The sequence below is a fragment of the Aurantiacibacter zhengii genome (assembly GCF_003584125.1).
Classification (GTDB): domain Bacteria; phylum Pseudomonadota; class Alphaproteobacteria; order Sphingomonadales; family Sphingomonadaceae; genus Alteraurantiacibacter; species Alteraurantiacibacter zhengii.
Map to the genome: position 1 here is coordinate 13,707 of NZ_QXFL01000003.1, position 16,779 is coordinate 30,485.

Sequence of the window (16,779 nt, forward strand, 5' to 3'; positions counted from 1 at the left end):
TTACCTGCGTTATCCGGTGATGGAATAATCGCGCCGCTTGCGCCATAAGCGCGCCAGATGCTTCTCGCGATTACCCTTTCTGCCCTCGCCATGACGGCCATCGTCGCCGTGCGCTACCTGCTGACCAGCGGCGGCTTTGCCCTGGCGACGCGGGCGGTGCGGCCCGGCCTTTACGAAGGGCTGAACCCGCAGATCCGCAAGGAAATCGGCTGGTCGATGGCCTCGGCGGCGATCTACGGCATTCCTGCAGGCGTCGTCGCCTGGGGCTGGCAGGAACTGGGCTGGACGCGCATCTACACCGACGTGTCGGCCTATCCGCTGTGGTACCTGCCCGTATCGCTGTTCCTCTACATGTTCGCGCACGACACCTGGTTCTACTGGACCCACCGCTGGATGCACCGCCCCAAGTGGTTCCGCATTGCCCACGCCGTGCACCACGCCAGTCGCCCGCCCACCGCGTGGGCCGCGATGAGCTTTCACCCGATCGAGGCGATTACCGGGGCCGTGGTGATCCCCGTGCTGGTGTTTTTCATACCCGTCCACGTGGGCATCCTTGGCCTTGTCCTTGCGATAATGACGGTGATGGGCGTGACCAATCACATGGGTTGGGAGATGTTTCCTCGCTGGCTTGTTCATTCGCGCGTAGGGAATTGGCTGATAACAGCCAGCCATCACCAGCGGCACCATGACGAGTATCGCTGCAACTACGGCCTCTATTTCAGATTTTGGGATCGCTTGTGCAACACGGATCGCGGGCTGGCAAAGCCTTCCTAACCCTGGTTACCGCCGCCGTGCTGGCCGCGCCCGCCGCGCAGCTTTCGGCGCGCCCTTCCGGCACGCAGGTGGTGATCGAGGTCACCAACCTGCGCAGCGCCGACGGCGTGGTGCGCGCCTGCATGACCCGCGATTCGGCGCGTTTCCCGCGCTGCCAGGATGCGGCCCAGGGCTATCGTACGGTCGTCGCTGCCGGGCACGCGACGACGCTGCGGTTCAACAACGTGCAGCCGGGCACCTATGCCATCGCGCTGCTGCATGACGAGAACGACAACGGCAAGGCAGACCGCGTGCTGGGCATGATGCCGCGCGAGGGCTTCGGCTTTTCCAACGATGCGCCCGTCAACATGGGGCCGCCCAGCTTCGGGGATGCCGCCGTCCGGGTCGGATCCGGCGCAATGCACCAGACGATCCGCATGCGCTACATGTTGTAACCGGTTGCCTATGTAACGGGAGTAATTGCATTTCACCGTGCATCAACTTCCGAAAACGTCCGCGCAACTTCACGGAATTTTTACCAAAAATAGCCAAAGGTGTCTTTGTCACGAAGACACGAGAAAAGGCGATTTTGGCATGGATACTTTGCGCGGCAGCTTCGAAGCGCTCGACACGGCAGACCTCGGACCGGGGATCGATGCCATGGATTACGAGCAGGACGATTCGGTCGACTCCTCTCCGCCCCCCGCCATCGGCACGGACGAGCGGCGCATGCAGGTGCGCGCCTACAATTTCTGGGCGAGCCTGCTGGACAACCGCAATTTCCCCGCCATCGACGATCTCGATCCCCAGGCCCTGCCCGACTTCGGCCCCAACTCCGTGTTGCTGGACTTCTCGCGCGGACTGGAAAATCCCGAGGTCGCCTACCTCGGCGCGCGCCTGGCAGAGGAATGCGACGGCGACCTTTCCGAGATCAACCAGCTTTCCGATGTGCCCGCGCGTTCCTTGCTGAGCCGCATCACCGACCATTACATGCAGATCATCGCCAACCAGGCGCCGATTGGGTTCGAGGCGGAATTCATCAACCAGCGCGGCGCGACGATCCTTTATCGGGGTATCCTGCTGCCCTTCTCCAGCGATGATGAAAGCATCGACTTCATCTACGGCGTGATCAACTGGAAGGAGATGGCGAGCAGCAGCGTCGCGGACGAGCTGCTGCTGGAGATCGATCAGGCGCTGGAGCACGAGGGCGACGACGACGCCGCCGATGCCTGGGCCACCGAAGCGCGCCGTCCCGTTGTGGAAGAGATGGTCGACTGGGCAGACGGCCCGGCCACGCTCGACCTGCCGGAACACGATGCGGAACCCACTTCGCTCGCCCTGGACCCTGCGCAGATGCAGCTGGCCGACTGGCTGGCCGCCGCCCGCGAGATGGCGCACGCGGCGCAGAGCAGCGAGGAACGCACCCGCTCTTCGCTCTACGATGCTGTCTCGCGCGCTTACGATTTCGCCGTAGCCGCGCACGATGCGCCACACGAATTCGCCGAACTGCTGGCCGAGTCCGGACTGACGGTGCAGGAACGCGCGCCGATGACCCCGGTCGTCAAACTGGTTTTCGGCGTCGACTACGACAAGACGCGCCTTACCGAATATGCGGCCGTCCTCAGCTGGGCGCGGCGCACCGGCGTCGAACGCGGCGCGCTGGCCCACCATCTCAAGACCGCCGAGGGCGGGCTGAAAGGCATCATCTCCGCCGAACGCGCCTGGCGCCGGGAGCAGGATGGCAAGCCCGCCGCGCCCAAGGCGAAAGGTCCGAAGAAATCGGTGGTCCGCAAGCTGCGCGCCATGGAACCGTGCCGGTTCGAATCGCTTGCCGGTGATGGCGAGGAATTCGGCCTGGTGGTGATCCGCCGCACCGGGGATGGCGACGTGGTGATGCTGGGCGAAGTGCCCGCCAATGCCGCGCTGATCGAAAAGGCCGCGCACAGCCTTTTCGACTGATCCCCGCCCCCAGCCAAAGGCCGGGACGACATTCGTGGAACCTTGCGGCTGACACGGCTATTGGGGTGGGCATGCCCCTTTTTCCCACCCGGCCGCTCAACATCCAGCCCTATTTCGGCCATCGCAGCCGCTCGCGCCTAATCCTGTCCGCCCGCGCGCTGCGGATGAAGGAAGCGAATTTCGAACGGCAGAGCACGCTCGGCGCGATCGGCACCATGCTGGGCCAGTTCATCAGTCATGAAGTGGCGGGAATCGCGGTGACCCTGACCGTCCAGGGCAAGGACGGTGCGATCCTGTCGCACGAAATGGTCAGCGACGAGGAAGGCTTCGTCCATTTCGACGTGGCGCTGGAACCCGAATGGTCGCTGCCCGAACACCCGGCATGGGAAGTGGTCCATCTGCACTGGGAAGGTGCGGAGGGGCTGCAACAGGTCGATGCCCACGTTCTGGCGCCGGGTGCAGACGGCAGGCTGGCGGTCATTTCCGACATCGACGATACCATCATCGAAACAGGGATTACCGGTGGCATCGGCTCCGTGGCAAGAAACTGGGACCGCGTGTTCGCGCAGATGCCGCACCAGCGCACTGTCGTTCCCGGCGCGGCCACATTCTACAACGAGATCGGCGGTATGGAGGCCACTGGTGAGCGCGAGACCCCCAGCGAACGCCTGACCGCGACGAAGCGTCCGTTCTTCTATGTCTCTTCCAGCCCCTGGAACCTGTTCTCCTACCTCGTCGCCTTCCAGCGCATGCGCGGATTGCCGCTGGGGCCGATAAAGCTGCGCGACTGGGGCCTGAACCGCGAAACCTTCGGCAAGTCCAGCCACGGCAGTCACAAGGAGGCCGCCATTGCCGATATCCTCGCCATGTACCCGGAGATGAAATTCGCGCTGATCGGCGACGATACGCAGGGCGATTTTCCCGCCTTTGCGAATGCGGTCTCCCAGTTTCCCGGCCAGATCGCGGCGGTCTTCATGCGCACGGTGTCGAGCGAGGCCCTCGCGCCGGAAGAGGAACAGGCCATTGCCACCATCCGGGAAGCCGGCATCCCGCTGTGGATGGGAGAGGATTACGCGACCGGGCTGGAGTTTCTTGCCGCCAATGGCTTCACCCCCAGCGGCGAGACCCAGCAGATCGTCAAGACCGTGGACCGCGTACCCGACGCCGAAGCCGATACGGGCGCGGATACGGCAGGCGACCACACGCCAGCCGGGTAAATCTTCAGTTCCGGTTCATGGCGCGGTCCGCTAGGCTGCACCCTGAAACCATGGCTACTCTCAAGACCCTTGTCGCCCGGATGCTGGCCGTGCTGGCCCTCGTCGCCCTTACCGTGCAACCGGTGGCCGCCCAGGGCATCTCCGTGCTCCGCGATGCGGAGACCGAGAGGCTGCTGCAGGACATGGTCGATCCGCTGGCAGAGGCCGCGGGCCTTGGCGCGGGATCGGTGGAGATCGTCCTGCTGAACGACCCCTCGATCAACGCCTTCGTCGCGGGCGGACAGCGCATCTATGTCCATTCCGGGCTGATCAACGCCGCCGACAGTGCGAACGAGGTGCAGGGCGTCCTCGCCCACGAACTGGGCCATATCACTGGCGGCCATATCAACCGCTTCTCCGAAGGGGCGGGCAACGCCACGCGCATCACGCTGCTTTCCGCGCTGCTGGCTGTCGGCGCGGCGCTGGCTGGCGGCGGCGAAGCGGCGATGGGCGTGCTGGGTGCGGGACAACAGGCCGCCATGGGCAGTTTCCTGGCCTTCAGCCGCGTGCAGGAAGCCAGCGCCGATGCGGCAAGCGTGGAATATATCGAATGCGCCGGGATCGACGGCGCGGGGCTGATCACCTTCTTTGGCAAGCTGCAGAACATGGAATACCGCCGCCACATCCCGCAGGACGAGAGCGCTGGCTATTCGCGCACCCACCCGCTGACAGGCGACCGCATCGCCCGGCTGACCGATGCCATCAACCACGGCACCGGCGGCCCGCGCGCCGATCTTTACGCAGAGGTGCAGGAAGCGCCCTCCGTGGCGGGCGCGCAGGTGATCGAGCGGGAGCCGGGAACATGCGGCACCGCGCCCGCCGATACGACCGAGCTGGAGGAGCGTTTCCAGCGCGTGAAGGCGAAGCTGTATGGCTATCTTGCCCCGCCCGAACGGACGCTGACGGCCTTTCCCGAATACATGACCGGCGCGCCCGCGCGCTATGCCCGCGCCTATGCCTATCACCAGCAGGCAAAGGTGGAGGACGCGCTGGAAGAGGTCGACGCGCTGATCGCCGCCGATCCCGCCGATCCCTATTTCCTGGAACTGAGAGGCCAGATCCTGCTGGAATCGGGCCGCGTGCAGGAGTCCCTTCCGCCCCTGCGCGAGGCGACCACCCTCACCGGCTCCAACCCGCTGATCGCCAGCAGCCTTGGCCATGCCCTGATCGCCACCGAAGACCCTGCGAACCTTGACGAGGCGGAGAGCGTCCTGCGCGCCGCCGTGGGGCGCGACCACGAAAATCCCTTTGCCTGGTACCAGCTTGGCGTGGTCTACGGCCAGCGCGGCGATATCCCGCGCGCGCGCCTCGCCAGTGCCGAACAGCAGGTGATGCAGGGCAATTTCCAGTCCGCGCTGGTGAACGCGCAGGCAGCGGAAAGCGCCCTGCCCACCGGTTCCCCGGACTGGATCCGCGCGCAGGACGTGGCGCTGCAGGCGCGCGGCTTGCTTGAACGCCAGCGGGATCGCCAGTAACGCGTCTGGTCATGCGCTGGATCATCACCACCTGTATCGCCCTGGTCGCCGGTTTTGCCGGCGCAGCAGCGTGGGACTATGCCGGCCTTGGGCCCGACCGCACGCGCGAGACGCTGATGGCCAATCCCGAAATCCTGCCAGAGGCCATGCAGGAACTGCAGCGCCGCGACATGGTGGCGCGCATAGAGCCTTTGCGCGACGAACTGGAAGAACCCTTCCCCGGCGCGGTGCTGGGCAACCCCGACGGGGCAATCACCCTTGTCGAATTCAGCGATTATGCCTGCGGTTACTGCCGCCAGAGCCTGGACGACGTGAACCGGCTGATCGCCGCGAACCCCGATCTGCGCGTCGTCATCCGCGAATATCCCATTCTCTCGGCTGGCAGCGCGGATGCCGCCCGCATGGCGCTCGCCGCGGCGCAGCAGGGCCGCTACCAGCAGTTCCACGATGCCATGTTCGCCGCCGACGGTCTCTCGCCGGAGAATATCGAGCAGGCCGCGCGCGAGGCTGGCGTGGACGTTGAGCGGGCGCGGGCCGCCATCGACGCGGGCACTTACGAGGGGCAGTTGCAGAACAACGTGTTCCTAGCGCGCAACATGGGCGTTTCCGGCACGCCTGCCTGGGTGGTGGGCGACCAGGTCCTTTCCGGCGCGGTCGGGGTGGAAACGCTGGGCGCGGCAGTCGACGAGGCGCGCGATTCCTGAGGCAGCCCGCCTCGAACGGGAGACCGGCTCCGCCTCGCGCCAGCTACACGCCGGCGAAATCGATACTAGATTGGGCGGTATGAACATGCTGCCCATCAGCCCCCGGCCCTTCTTCGCCGACAAGAACAAGGCGTTCTGGCGGCTGCAGATGCTGGGCTGGGGCGGCGCCTTCGTGTTCCGCTCCGCCACGATCGTGGCCAGCAACCGTCCGTTCGATTTCGTCATCGTGGCGCTTATTGCCGCCATCACCGGCTTTGCGATCAGCAACGTGCTGAGCGTTATCTACTCCAACCTCATCAACCGCCGCCCGCTGATCACCTGGACGTCCACCGCCATCGTGCTGGCCATGGCCGTGACCATGTCGGCCTTCATCAACGCGTGGACGCTGAGCATCTACCAGGGCGGCAGCGAGGACGGGTTTGCCGGCCTGATGCTGACCGTGTTCTACCTCGACCTGCCCCTGCTGGGTGCGTGGTCCGCCCTGTATTACGCGATCAACTTCTTCCTGCAGGTGGAACAGCAGGCTGACCGGCTGGAACGGCTGGAAACGCAGGCGACCAGCGCGCAGCTGGCGATGCTGCGCTACCAGCTCAACCCGCACTTCCTGTTCAACACGCTCAATTCCATTTCCACCCTGGTGCTGCTGGGCGAGACGAAGCCCGCCAATGCCATGCTCACCCGCCTGTCGGGATTCCTGCGGCACACATTGGTCAACACGCCGGGCGGCAAGGTAACCGTGGCGCAGGAGGTAGAGACGCTGATGCTCTACCTCGATATCGAGCGGATGCGGTTCGAGGAGCGGCTGCGCACCAATTTCGAGATCGGCGAGCGCGCCTCGCAGGCGCAGATCCCCTCGTTCCTGCTCCAGCCGCTGATCGAGAACGCCATCAAGTACGGCGTTTCGGCGCAGGAGGAGGGCGCGCGCATCAGCCTTTCGGCGCACGTGATCGGCAACATGCTGCGCATGATCGTGTCGGACACCGGGCCGGGCCTGCAGGGAACGCAGCGCAATGCCGAATCGCTGGCGCAGACGCCCTCGTCCACCGGCGTGGGTCTGGCCAACATTCGCGACCGGCTGGCGCAGGCGTACGGCGAAAGCAGCCGGTTCGAGATTGAAACCCCGCCCGATGGCGGCTTTACCGTGATTATCGAGCTTCCCTTCGAACCGGCGAAGGCAGAAGATGACCCACGCGAGAAGGCGAAACTTACGCGCGCCTCGCGTGTTTCCAACACACCGGCTGCAACAGGGTCGAAGCAACCAACCGAAAGTGACGGAAACCCCGTCCCAGCCCCCCGAACCGGAGCCAATGCATGAGCATCCGTACAATCATCGTCGACGACGAAAAACTGGCCATCCAGGGCCTGCAACTGCGCCTGGAACCCTTCACCGATATCGAAGTGATCGAAACCTGCGCCAACGGGCGTGAAGCGATCCGCGCGATCAAGACCCAGAAACCCGACCTTGTCTTCCTCGACATCCAGATGCCGGGGTTCGACGGGTTCTCCGTCGTGAAAGGCGTGATGGACGTCGATCCGCCGCTGTTCGTCTTCGTCACCGCCTATCAGGAACACGCCATCCGTGCGTTCGAGGCGAATGCCGTGAACTACCTGATGAAGCCGGTGGACGAGGACAAGCTGGCCGACACCGTCGAACGCGTGCGCCAGCGCCTTGCCGAAATGCGCAGCGCCGAGGAGGCGGAGAAGCTGAAGGACGTGCTTGCCGAAGTCAGCCCCGACAGCCTCGACGCGATCTCCGACGAAGGCGATGCCACGGGCCGCTACGAAAAGATGATCAACGTGAAGGATCGCGGCCAGATCTTCCGCGTCGATGTCGACTCGATCGAGCATATCGAGGCGGCCGGCGACTACATGTGCATCTACACCGGCGACAACTCGCTGATCCTGCGCGAGACGATGAAGGACCTCGAGCGCCGCCTGGACCCGAAGAACTTCCAGCGCGTCCACCGCTCAACCATTGTGAACCTGGACCAGGTGCGACAGGTGAAACCGCACACCAACGGCGAATGCTTCCTGGTGCTGGACAGCGGCGCTGAGGTGAAGGTTTCGCGCAGTTACCGGGATGTGGTTGCGCGTTTCGTGCATTGATTTGTTTTTCGAACCCGCCTCCGCGGGTTCGTCCTCGCTAGGCGCGCAGCAAGCTGCGCCCGCTGCGGGCGGGCGTTCGCCCTTGCGGTCGCTGCGCGACCGATGCAGGGATTACAAATGACCGACTTCCAGATCGAAGGGTTCGACCTTCACGCATTCATCCACGCTACGCTTGCCGAAGACCTTGGCGAGGGGCTGTCCGGCGGCGGGGTGGACGTTACCGCCACTAGCGTCATTCCCGCCGATGCGCGGTTCCAAGGCGTGATGGACAGCCGCGACGCGATTACCGTCGCGGGCCTGCCGATCGCGGTCGCCTTTTTCCGCCACCTCGACCCCGAAATGCAGATCGACCTGCTGGTGGAGGAAGGCGCGCAGGTCTCCCCCGGAACGGACCTGATGCGCCTTTCCGGTAACGCCCGCGCCATGCTGACGGCGGAACGCAGCGCGCTCAACACCGTGCAGCACCTCTCCGGCATTGCCACGCTCGTGCGCGAATATGTCGATGCGATGGACAACCCGCATTGCACCCTGCTCGATACCCGCAAGACCCTTCCCGGCCTGCGCCATATCGAGAAATATGCCGTGCGCATGGGCGGTGGCAACAATCACCGCATGGGCCTGTGGGATGCGGCAATGATCAAGGACAACCACATCCTCGTGGCCGGCAACGTGGGCGAGGCGGTGCGCCGCGCGCGCGATGCCGGGGTGACGAACATCATCTGCGAAGTCGACCGGATCGACCAGATCGAGCCTGCCCTTGCCGCAGGCGCGGATCACCTGCTGCTCGACAACATGAGTCCCGAGACCCTACGCGCCGCCGTCGACATCATCGCCGGGCGCGCGAAAACGGAGGCCAGCGGCGGCATCACGCTGGAGACGATCAAGGCCAAGGCCGCGACAGGCGTCGATTACGTATCGGTGGGCCGCCTGACGCAAAGCGCACCCGCCGCCGATATCGGGCTGGATTTCACTGTAGAATGAGAAAGGTACGCGGGCCGCGTCCATGGCCTGTCTGCCTGTTCGCCGCGCTGTTCCTGCTGGCAGCGCTGCTACGGCTGGTCGTCAGCCTGATGGACCCCTTCGTCATGCTGATGGAAGTGGACCAGATGTGGCCCGGCCTTGCCTACACCCGCGATTCGGCCATCGTTCTTGCGAACGCGCAATTCACCATCGCCTGCATCCCCGTGGCGCTGGTGTGGTTTCGCGCCGCGCGCTTTGCCCGCTGGCTGGTGGCGGTGATGGTGGTGCTGAGGGTTGCGCTGGCGGCAACGATAGTGCGCGCAGTCACCGGGCAGGGCTGGGGCCTCGCCCTGCACGATCTTGCCCTGCTGATGTCGGTAATCGCCGCCGCGCTGCTGTTCACGCCAGCCGCGCATCGCTGGTTCGCCAAGGGAGAGGAGCGCGATGCCAAGACATTCGAATAGCTTCGCGCTTACCCTCGCGCTGCTCGCCCTGCCCGCCGCCGCGCCCACCCCTGTTCAGGCGCAGGCCTACCAGTGCCGCGTACCCAGCGGCCCGGTTTCCCTCCCCTCGGTGGAGCGCGACGGACCCGTGCGCGAGAGCCGCGTCACCGGCTATACCCTCGCACTCAGCTGGAGCCCGGAATTCTGCCGCTTCCGCGATGAGCAACCCCGCCACGCGCGCCAGTGCGGCGGGCAGGCCGGGCGTTTCGCCTTCGTAGTCCACGGCCTCTGGCCCGAAAGCGGCCCCGGTCGCTGGCCGCAGTGGTGCCCCGCCCCTCGCCAGCCGAGCGCAAGGGAGGTGCGCGCAAGCATGTGCATGACGCCGGACCTGCCGCTGCTCGCCCGCCAGTGGAAGAAACACGGCGCCTGCATGACCCGCAACCCGGACACCTACCTGCGCGTCACCCGCATCCTGTGGAACTCCCTGCGCTGGCCCGACTTCGACCGCCTCTCCCGCCGCGATGGCCTGACCGCAGGCATGGTCCGCGAGACCTTTGCCGAGGCAAACCCCCACTGGGACGCGGAGGACGTTGGCCTGGTCGTCAACGAACGCAGGTGGCTGCGCGAAATGCGCCTCTGCTACGATGCGGACTTCATGCCGACGGCTTGCGACCGGCAGCGGTTCGGGCCGGATGACGGGGAAGAGGTGCGAATCTGGCGGGGGCTTTAGTTCTTTCCAACGTCACCCCGGGCTTGACCCGGGGTCCCGCTTCCCTTTGAAGCCACTTGATGGATCGGGAAATGCATGGCGGCTGGCTCTACATCATGGCCGACCGCTATCGCGGCACGATGTACGTCGGCATGACGACGGACCTGCCAATCCGCATTACGAAGCATCGCGAGGGCAAGGGTTCGGAATTCTGCGCAAAGTACGGCCTGAGACTCCTGGTCTGGGCGGAGCAGGTCACACCGATTGACCTGTGCATCGCGCAGGAAAAGAGGATCAAGCGCTGGAAGCGGGAATGGAAATTCGCGCTGATCGAGAAGGCCAACCCGGACTGGGAAGATCTTTACGAGCGATTGGCTTGAACAGCGGGACCCCGGATCAAGTCCGAGGTGGCGGATCGAACTGGCTACCGCCGTTCCGCGAAAAACCCCCGCAGCAATTCCGCCGCCTCGCCCTCGCCCAGCCCGCTATAAACCTCCGGCCTGTGCAGGCATTGCACCTGCTGGAACACCCGCGCGCCATGCTCCACCGCGCCGCCCTTGGGGTCGCTCGCACCGTAGTAGAGCCGCCCGATTCGCGCATGGCTGATCGCGCCCGCGCACATCGGGCACGGCTCCAGCGTCACGTAGAGGTCGCATCCGGTCAGCCGTTCGTCGCCCAGCGCTGCTGCCGCCGCGCGAATCGCCACGATCTCTGCATGGGCGGTGGGATCGTGATGCGTGCGGGTGAGGTTGTGGCCCTCGCCCACCACCTTTCCATCCTTGACCACCACCGCGCCAACGGGCACTTCGCCCGCGGACGCCGCCTCCTGCGCCAGTTGCAGCGCGCGCTTCATCGGTTCGGGGGTGGACCATTTCGCCATGCCCTGCGCTACCGCGAAGCTTGACGAATCTCCACCCCCACTGTAAGCGCGCGCCTTTCCCAGCCTAAAAGCTGCACAAAGCAACCGTTTCAAACGAGAGAATTCGTCATGTCGCGCATCTGCGAACTTACCGGCAAGGGCCGCCAGGTCGGCCACAACGTCAGCCACGCCAACAACAAGACCAAGAAGGTCTTCCTGCCGAACCTGCAGAACGTCACGCTGATCAGCGAGAAGCTGGATCGCAGCTTCAAGTTCCGCGTGTCGACCCACGGCCTGCGTTCGGTGGAGCACAACGGCGGTCTCGATAACTGGCTGCTGAAGACCCGTGACGAGAAGCTGTCCAGCAACGCGCTGAAAGTAAAGCGCGAACTGAAGAAGGCGATGGCTTCCAGCGAAGCCGCCTGATCGGCACCAGCCAGCACTGAAAACGCGAAAAGCGCGCGAGGTTACGGTTCCCCGCGCGCTTTTTCGTGCGTGCTGCCAGGCGGCAGCGCTACCGCATCTTCCCGCCACGCCAGATGCACCAGCAAGGTGCGCTGGAACGATGCCAGGTTGTCGTCCGCGATTAGCCACAAGTGAACCGCACCATCCCCGGCGTCTCCTGCCAGCGCCAGCCCCTCGTAATTCTCGCTCGGCACGATGGTATCGAGGTCGATCAGCAAATCGATGTCGAGCGACCCGCCGTCAGCGATGGTCGCGGGATCGGCGATGGCCAGGGCGCTTTCGAACGGCGGGATGCCCCAGGCGATCTGCCGCAGCAGTATCAGCACCCGGCCATCGGGCAGGGCTGCCATGTCGGTCGAGCTATAGCCGCCGGGCACGGCGAAGGTGAAGCGTGTCGGGGCGATCTTCCCCACGGGGTCGGAGGGGTAAAGCAGCCCGGTGCGCCGGCCTTCCGGAAGGACCAGAAACCGGCCATCCGGCAGCCTGGCCATTGCCTCGGCGCCCGCGTTCATGTCCCAGCCTTGCCATTCCGAAGGTGCGCGCGCGGCTTCGTATTCGCCATCCGCCGAGAAGCGGATAAGCGAATGGAACTGCTCGATGCCCAGCCAGTAGTCGCCCGTTGCCGGATCGCCCGTGGCCGATTCAATATCAGGCTTCCGGTTGCTCAATCCACCGCGGTCGATAGTCTGGTATAGTGGTGCCCTCGTCGCGGTGTGGCCGGGGGCGGTAAAGGTCAGGTGCTTGCCCCTGTCGGAAAAGGCCCTGACAGCGCCATCGTCCGTGACAAGAATCGCTGAAAATCCGCCGAAGTCGGCCCGGCGGCTGTCCAGTTCCCATACCCCGATTCGGACGAACCCGCTTGCCTGTCCTGGCAGGTCGATCCCTGTCAGCGGCGTGATGGAAAGCTCGATGGCGTCGTAATCGGGGATCGGCGTGCGAAAGAAAACGCCGGGCGACAGCATCAGCGCGAGGAACAGCGCCCGTGCAAGCTTTCGTCTGTTCACGCCCCCTGCCCCGCGATCGCTAGGGCATGGGGCCGGTGAACAGGATCGGGTCGAGGCGCGTCAGGTGCCATTTCAGGCTCCAGTGCAGGTGCGGACCTGTCGCCCGTCCCGAGGAACCGATGCGGCCAAGCACCTGGCCCTGTTCCACCCTGTCGCCCTCTTCCACGGCAATGTCCGACAGGTGCAGGAAGGCGCTGTTCAGCCCCGCACCGTGGTCGATGATGAGGAGGTTACCCTCTAGGCTGAAATCGCGCACCGCCAGCGTCACCACGCCCGCGGCCGGAGCCACGAAGGGATCGCCGCTGCCGCCTGTGGCGATATCGATGCCCGAATGGTAGCTGCCCGGCTCTCCGCGGTAGATGCGCTGCGAGCCGAACTGGCCGGATATCCGTCCGGTCAGCGGCCAGATGAAATCCTGCTTCCAGCCGTCGGTATCCGAATCGGCCGTACGAGCATCCCAGATGGCATCCAGCTCGGGCTGGCGGCGGCGCATGAAGCTCTCGCTCGCGCCGCCCGCGCGGCGGGCCACGTTGACGCGCTCGATATCCCAGTCGCGGGGCGAAATAGTAAGGGGACTGCGCACTTCGCGCCCGTTCTCCAGCGTGGCGACCAGCACATCCTGCGATCCGGCATCCCGGTCGAACGCGGCGAAGAAATTACCTTCCTCGTCCAGCGTCAGTTCGGTGTCGCCCAGCCGCGCGCTGGCCGTGCCGCCCGGCGCCTGACCGCGAATCCATCCACCCTGCGTCAGTTCGCCATCGAACAGGAAAGTAGAGGGGCCGGTCGGGGCCGGCGTAGGCGTGGGGGTCGGCGCAGGCGTAGGCGTCGCCACGGGCTGCACCACTTCTGCCGGGATGGTGCCCGCGGGCGGCGCGGCGCGCTGTTCATTGGCGGGGGGCACCACGGTGCATGCGGCCATGGCCGCGCACAGGGCAGGGATTACAATGGAATAGCGGCCTTGCGTCACAGGTCCTCAAGCGCGCGGCGGGTGGAAAGTTCCGCGCTGGCATAGGCCTCCTGCCGGTCCACGCTCCAATAACGCAGTTCCTCCAGCGGAACGGGTACGCCGCTCATCGCGCAGACCACGAAGTGTCCGGGTTTGACGACGCGGAACGCATTGGGGCCGTACATCAGGGTGGCGGCTTTATCGGAAGATGACATCAACATGGGTGCCTATGTAGTGCGCGCGGTCTGACTGCGCAATTTACGAGTTCTACAGCAGTTTCGGCCTACAACAGCTTGGGTTGGCCGCTTTCGGGAATGTCCTTCGGTCGCCGCACCGCCTTTTTCGGAGCAGCGCCGGGCACGACCTGCAAGGTGCCGTCGGCGAATTCCAGCGTCAGCAGCGCCTGCCCGGCCGCCACGTCCCGCGATTTCACCACCGGATGCCCTTCGGCACTCACCAGCGCATAGCCGCGCTGCAACGGAGCCTTGGGGTCGAGCTGCAGCCGCAGCCGCTCCAGCGCGGCGAGGCGTTCGCGCTTTTCGGCGACGGGCCGGGTGACCAGGGCGGGCGAAAGGCGCGCCGCACCCAGCCGCTGGCGTGCGTCGCGAAGGTTGCCGCGCAGGATCGCGGGCGAAAGGCGCAGGTCGGCCAGCTTCTCGCGACCCTTCGCAGCACGGTCCACCAGCCCGCGGCGCAGGCGTTCGCCCAGTTCATCCAGCCGCTGAGCGTGGGGTTGCAGCAATTGCTCCAGCCTCGGCAGCCGGTCCGCCCGCGCGACAAATCGTTCGCGGCCAAGCTGCACCGGGCGGAGCGCGCACTTGCGCTGGCGCAGGGCGAGGTCGTCGATGGTGGCGAGCAAGTCGCGCAGCACGGGCACGGCGATTTCGGCCGCGGCGGTGGGCGTGGGGGCGCGGCGGTCTGCGGCATAGTCGCACAGGGTCGTGTCGGTCTCGTGCCCCACGGCGCTGATCGTGGGGATCGGCGATTCGGCCACGGCGCGCACGACGATCTCCTCGTTGAAGCTCCACAGGTCCTCGATGGAGCCGCCGCCGCGCGCAACGATCAGCAGGTCGGGACGCGGAACAGGCCCATCCGGTTCAAGCGCACCGAAGCCGCGAACCGCATCGGCGACCTGCCGCGCCGCTCCGTCGCCCTGCACCAGCACGGGCCACACGATCACGCAGGTGGGGAAGCGGTCTTCCAGCCGGTGCAGGATGTCGCGAATCACCGCGCCGGTGGGCGAGGTGACAACGCCGATGGTGCGCGGGGCGAACGGCAGCGCGCGCTTGCGTTCGGGCGCGAAAAGCCCTTCCGCCTCAAGCCGGGCCTTGGTCTTTTCCAGCAGCGCCAGCAGCGCGCCCTCGCCCGCGATCTCCATCCGCTCGATCACGATCTGGTACTTGCTGCGTCCCGGGTAGGTCGTCAGCTTGCCGGTCGCGACCACCTCGATCCCGTCCTCGGGCTGGAACGCCAGGCGCGGCACTGCGCTGCGCCACATGACTCCGTCCAGCACCGCCTTCTCGTCCTTCAGCGCGAGATAGACGTGGCCCGACGCCGCCCGCTTCACGCCCGACAGTTCGCCGCGCAGCCGCACATAGCCGAACCGGTCCTCCACCGTGCGCTTCAGCGCCTGCGAAATCTCGGTGATCGTCAGCGGTGCGGAATTGTCGCCCGCCTCGCTGGTCGCTAGGAGCCGGTCGTCCGAAGAATCGTCGTAGGGAGTGTTGGCGGCCATGAATATCCTTGTGCTGGGTGGAGGCGGCCGTGAACATGCCCTGTGCTGGAAGCTGGCGCAATCCGCAGCAATCGCGAAAGACGGTGGCAAACTCTACGCAGCTCCCGGAAACCCCGGCATCGCCGAATGCGCGGAACTGGTGACACTGGACGAGAAGGACCACGGCGCGGTCGTGTCCTTCTGCGAGGAAAACGCCATCGGCCTGGTCGTGATCGGCCCCGAGGCACCGCTGGTGGATGGTTTGGCGGACTCCCTGCGCGCCGCGAACGTGGCCGTGTTCGGCCCGTCGAAAGCCGCGGCGCAGCTGGAAGGCAGCAAGAACTTCACCAAGGCCCTGTGCGACAAGGCGGGCATTCCCACGGCGGGCTATGTCCATTGTACTTCGCTTGAACAGGCGAAGGCCGCACTCGCCACCTTCTCCCCGCCATTCGTCCTGAAAGCCGATGGTCTTGCCGCAGGCAAGGGCGTGGTGATCGCGGAGAACGAGGAACACGCGCACGAGGCGCTGGAGGACATGTTCGGCGGCGCTTTCGGCGATGCCGGCGCGGAAGTGGTGATCGAGGAGTTCATGGAAGGCGAGGAAGCCAGCTTCTTCGCCCTGACCGATGGCGAGACCGTGATCCCCTTCGGCACCGCGCAGGATCACAAGCGCGTGGGCGATGGCGACACCGGCCCCAACACCGGCGGCATGGGCGCCTACAGCCCGGCGCGCGTGCTGACAGAGGCGCTGCTGGCCGAAACGATGGAGCGCATCGTCTTCCCCACCGTGCGCCAGATGGCAAAGGACGGCACCCCCTACGTCGGCGTGCTCTACGCCGGGCTGATGCTGACCGACGAGGGACCGAAACTGGTCGAATACAACGCCCGCTTCGGTGACCCGGAATGCCAGGTGCTGATGATGCGGCTGGAAAGCGACCTCGCCCAGTACATGCTCGCCTGCGCCAGCGGCTCGCTCGCCGCGCTGCCGGAACCCACCTTTGCCGACGATACCGCGATGACCGTGGTAATGGCGGCGAAGGGCTATCCCGGCACCCCGGAGAAGGGCGGCGCGATTGTATTGGGCGATACCGAGAGCGAGGCTGCGAAGGTCTTCCACGCGGGCACTTCGCTTAAGAACGGTTCGTTGGTAGCGAATGGAGGCCGGGTGCTGAACGTCACCGCCACGGGTGCGGATACCCGCGCCGCGCAGGATGCAGCCTATGCTGCGGTGGGCAAGGTGGACTTCCCCAGTGGCTTCTACCGCAAGGACATCGGCTGGCGCGAGATTGCGCGGACCTAGCGGCGGGAGGGAAAGGGAGCCTTCGACCGCTCGCAAGGGTAGCCAGGGCGATTGCGGCTCCTGAATCGAAAGCTGACCGACACCGCTCTTCGAAGCGATTGACATCGCATTACCCTCCCCGAATAG

The 16,779-nt window shown here is 65.6% G+C and carries 19 protein-coding genes; 14 read left to right on the forward strand and 5 right to left on the reverse strand.

Annotation, left to right across the window (positions count from 1 at the left end; genetic code table 11):
- Positions 1 to 57 precede the first annotated feature (57 nt).
- From D2V07_RS07090 to D2V07_RS07145, 12 genes are all read left to right on the forward strand, one after another.
- Positions 58 to 774 carry a sterol desaturase family protein gene (locus D2V07_RS07090; RefSeq protein ID WP_119586184.1) on the forward strand — a complete coding sequence of 239 codons (717 nt, stop codon included), beginning with the start codon at positions 58 to 60 and terminating at the stop codon, positions 772 to 774.
- A gap of 17 nt (positions 775 to 791) precedes the next feature.
- Positions 792 to 1,208, forward strand: a complete 417-nt coding sequence (locus D2V07_RS07095; protein ID WP_233548283.1) for a DUF2141 domain-containing protein — start codon at positions 792 to 794, stop codon at positions 1,206 to 1,208.
- A 139-nt stretch (positions 1,209 to 1,347) separates the two neighbouring features.
- The gene (locus D2V07_RS07100; protein ID WP_119586186.1) at positions 1,348 to 2,712 is read left to right on the forward strand and encodes a PAS domain-containing protein; all 1,365 of its coding nucleotides are present in this window, start codon (positions 1,348 to 1,350) and stop codon (positions 2,710 to 2,712) included.
- A gap of 71 nt (positions 2,713 to 2,783) precedes the next feature.
- Positions 2,784 to 3,929 (forward strand): phosphatase domain-containing protein, encoded by a 1,146-nt coding sequence (locus D2V07_RS07105; protein ID WP_119586705.1) that lies wholly within the window; start codon positions 2,784 to 2,786, stop codon positions 3,927 to 3,929.
- Between the two features lie 50 nt (positions 3,930 to 3,979).
- Complete coding sequence (locus D2V07_RS07110) at positions 3,980 to 5,443, forward strand: M48 family metalloprotease (protein WP_119586188.1); 1,464 nt, start codon at positions 3,980 to 3,982, stop codon at positions 5,441 to 5,443.
- An 11-nt stretch (positions 5,444 to 5,454) separates the two neighbouring features.
- Complete coding sequence (locus D2V07_RS07115) at positions 5,455 to 6,147, forward strand: DsbA family protein (RefSeq protein ID WP_119586190.1); 693 nt, start codon at positions 5,455 to 5,457, stop codon at positions 6,145 to 6,147.
- A 79-nt stretch (positions 6,148 to 6,226) separates the two neighbouring features.
- A complete protein-coding gene (locus D2V07_RS07120) occupies positions 6,227 to 7,462 on the forward strand; it encodes a sensor histidine kinase (protein ID WP_119586192.1) in 1,236 nt (411 codons plus the stop codon).
- Complete coding sequence (locus D2V07_RS07125) at positions 7,459 to 8,253, forward strand: LytR/AlgR family response regulator transcription factor (RefSeq protein WP_119586194.1); 795 nt, start codon at positions 7,459 to 7,461, stop codon at positions 8,251 to 8,253. The genes D2V07_RS07120 and D2V07_RS07125 overlap by 4 nt, the downstream gene beginning before the upstream one ends.
- A 117-nt stretch (positions 8,254 to 8,370) precedes the next feature.
- Entirely contained in the window at positions 8,371 to 9,234 is an 864-nt protein-coding gene (gene nadC / locus D2V07_RS07130; protein WP_119586196.1) for a carboxylating nicotinate-nucleotide diphosphorylase, read from the forward strand.
- Positions 9,231 to 9,677, forward strand: a complete 447-nt coding sequence (locus tag D2V07_RS07135; protein ID WP_119586198.1) for a hypothetical protein — start codon at positions 9,231 to 9,233, stop codon at positions 9,675 to 9,677. Before nadC ends, D2V07_RS07135 begins: the two co-directional genes overlap by 4 nt.
- The gene (locus tag D2V07_RS07140; RefSeq protein ID WP_119586200.1) at positions 9,658 to 10,386 is read left to right on the forward strand and encodes a ribonuclease T2 family protein; all 729 of its coding nucleotides are present in this window, start codon (positions 9,658 to 9,660) and stop codon (positions 10,384 to 10,386) included. The genes D2V07_RS07135 and D2V07_RS07140 overlap by 20 nt, the downstream gene beginning before the upstream one ends.
- A gap of 59 nt (positions 10,387 to 10,445) precedes the next feature.
- Positions 10,446 to 10,745, forward strand: coding sequence for a GIY-YIG nuclease family protein (locus tag D2V07_RS07145; RefSeq protein ID WP_119586202.1), 300 nt, complete (start codon positions 10,446 to 10,448; stop codon positions 10,743 to 10,745).
- Positions 10,746 to 10,789: 44 nt separating this feature from the next.
- Here the strand turns inward: D2V07_RS07145 and D2V07_RS07150 are convergent, their stop codons facing one another.
- Positions 10,790 to 11,245, reverse strand: a complete 456-nt coding sequence (locus D2V07_RS07150) for a nucleoside deaminase (protein WP_119586204.1) — start codon at positions 11,243 to 11,245, stop codon at positions 10,790 to 10,792.
- Positions 11,246 to 11,353: 108 nt separating this feature from the next.
- Here D2V07_RS07150 and rpmB point away from each other — a divergent pair, with 108 nt between their 5' ends.
- On the forward strand, positions 11,354 to 11,650 hold the full coding sequence (gene rpmB / locus D2V07_RS07155) for a 50S ribosomal protein L28 (RefSeq protein ID WP_119586206.1): 297 nt from the start codon (positions 11,354 to 11,356) through the stop codon (positions 11,648 to 11,650).
- A gap of 41 nt (positions 11,651 to 11,691) precedes the next feature.
- Here rpmB and D2V07_RS07160 read toward each other — a convergent pair whose 3' ends face one another.
- From D2V07_RS07160 to xseA, 4 genes are all read right to left on the reverse strand, one after another.
- On the reverse strand, positions 11,692 to 12,693 hold the full coding sequence (locus D2V07_RS07160; RefSeq protein WP_119586208.1) for an esterase-like activity of phytase family protein: 1,002 nt from the start codon (positions 12,691 to 12,693) through the stop codon (positions 11,692 to 11,694).
- A 19-nt stretch (positions 12,694 to 12,712) separates the two neighbouring features.
- The gene (locus tag D2V07_RS07165; protein ID WP_233548284.1) at positions 12,713 to 13,660 is read right to left on the reverse strand and encodes a M23 family metallopeptidase; all 948 of its coding nucleotides are present in this window, start codon (positions 13,658 to 13,660) and stop codon (positions 12,713 to 12,715) included.
- A complete protein-coding gene (locus D2V07_RS07170) occupies positions 13,657 to 13,860 on the reverse strand; it encodes a DUF2093 domain-containing protein (protein ID WP_119586209.1) in 204 nt (67 codons plus the stop codon). Before D2V07_RS07170 ends, D2V07_RS07165 begins: the two co-directional genes overlap by 4 nt.
- Before the next feature lie 62 nt (positions 13,861 to 13,922).
- Positions 13,923 to 15,374 (reverse strand): exodeoxyribonuclease VII large subunit, encoded by a 1,452-nt coding sequence (xseA, locus tag D2V07_RS07175; RefSeq protein WP_119586211.1) that lies wholly within the window; start codon positions 15,372 to 15,374, stop codon positions 13,923 to 13,925.
- On the opposite strand from xseA, the gene purD reads away from it, so the two are divergent.
- Complete coding sequence (gene purD, locus D2V07_RS07180) at positions 15,373 to 16,653, forward strand: phosphoribosylamine--glycine ligase (RefSeq protein WP_119586213.1); 1,281 nt, start codon at positions 15,373 to 15,375, stop codon at positions 16,651 to 16,653. The genes xseA and purD overlap by 2 nt on opposite strands.
- Positions 16,654 to 16,779: the final 126 nt, after the last annotated feature.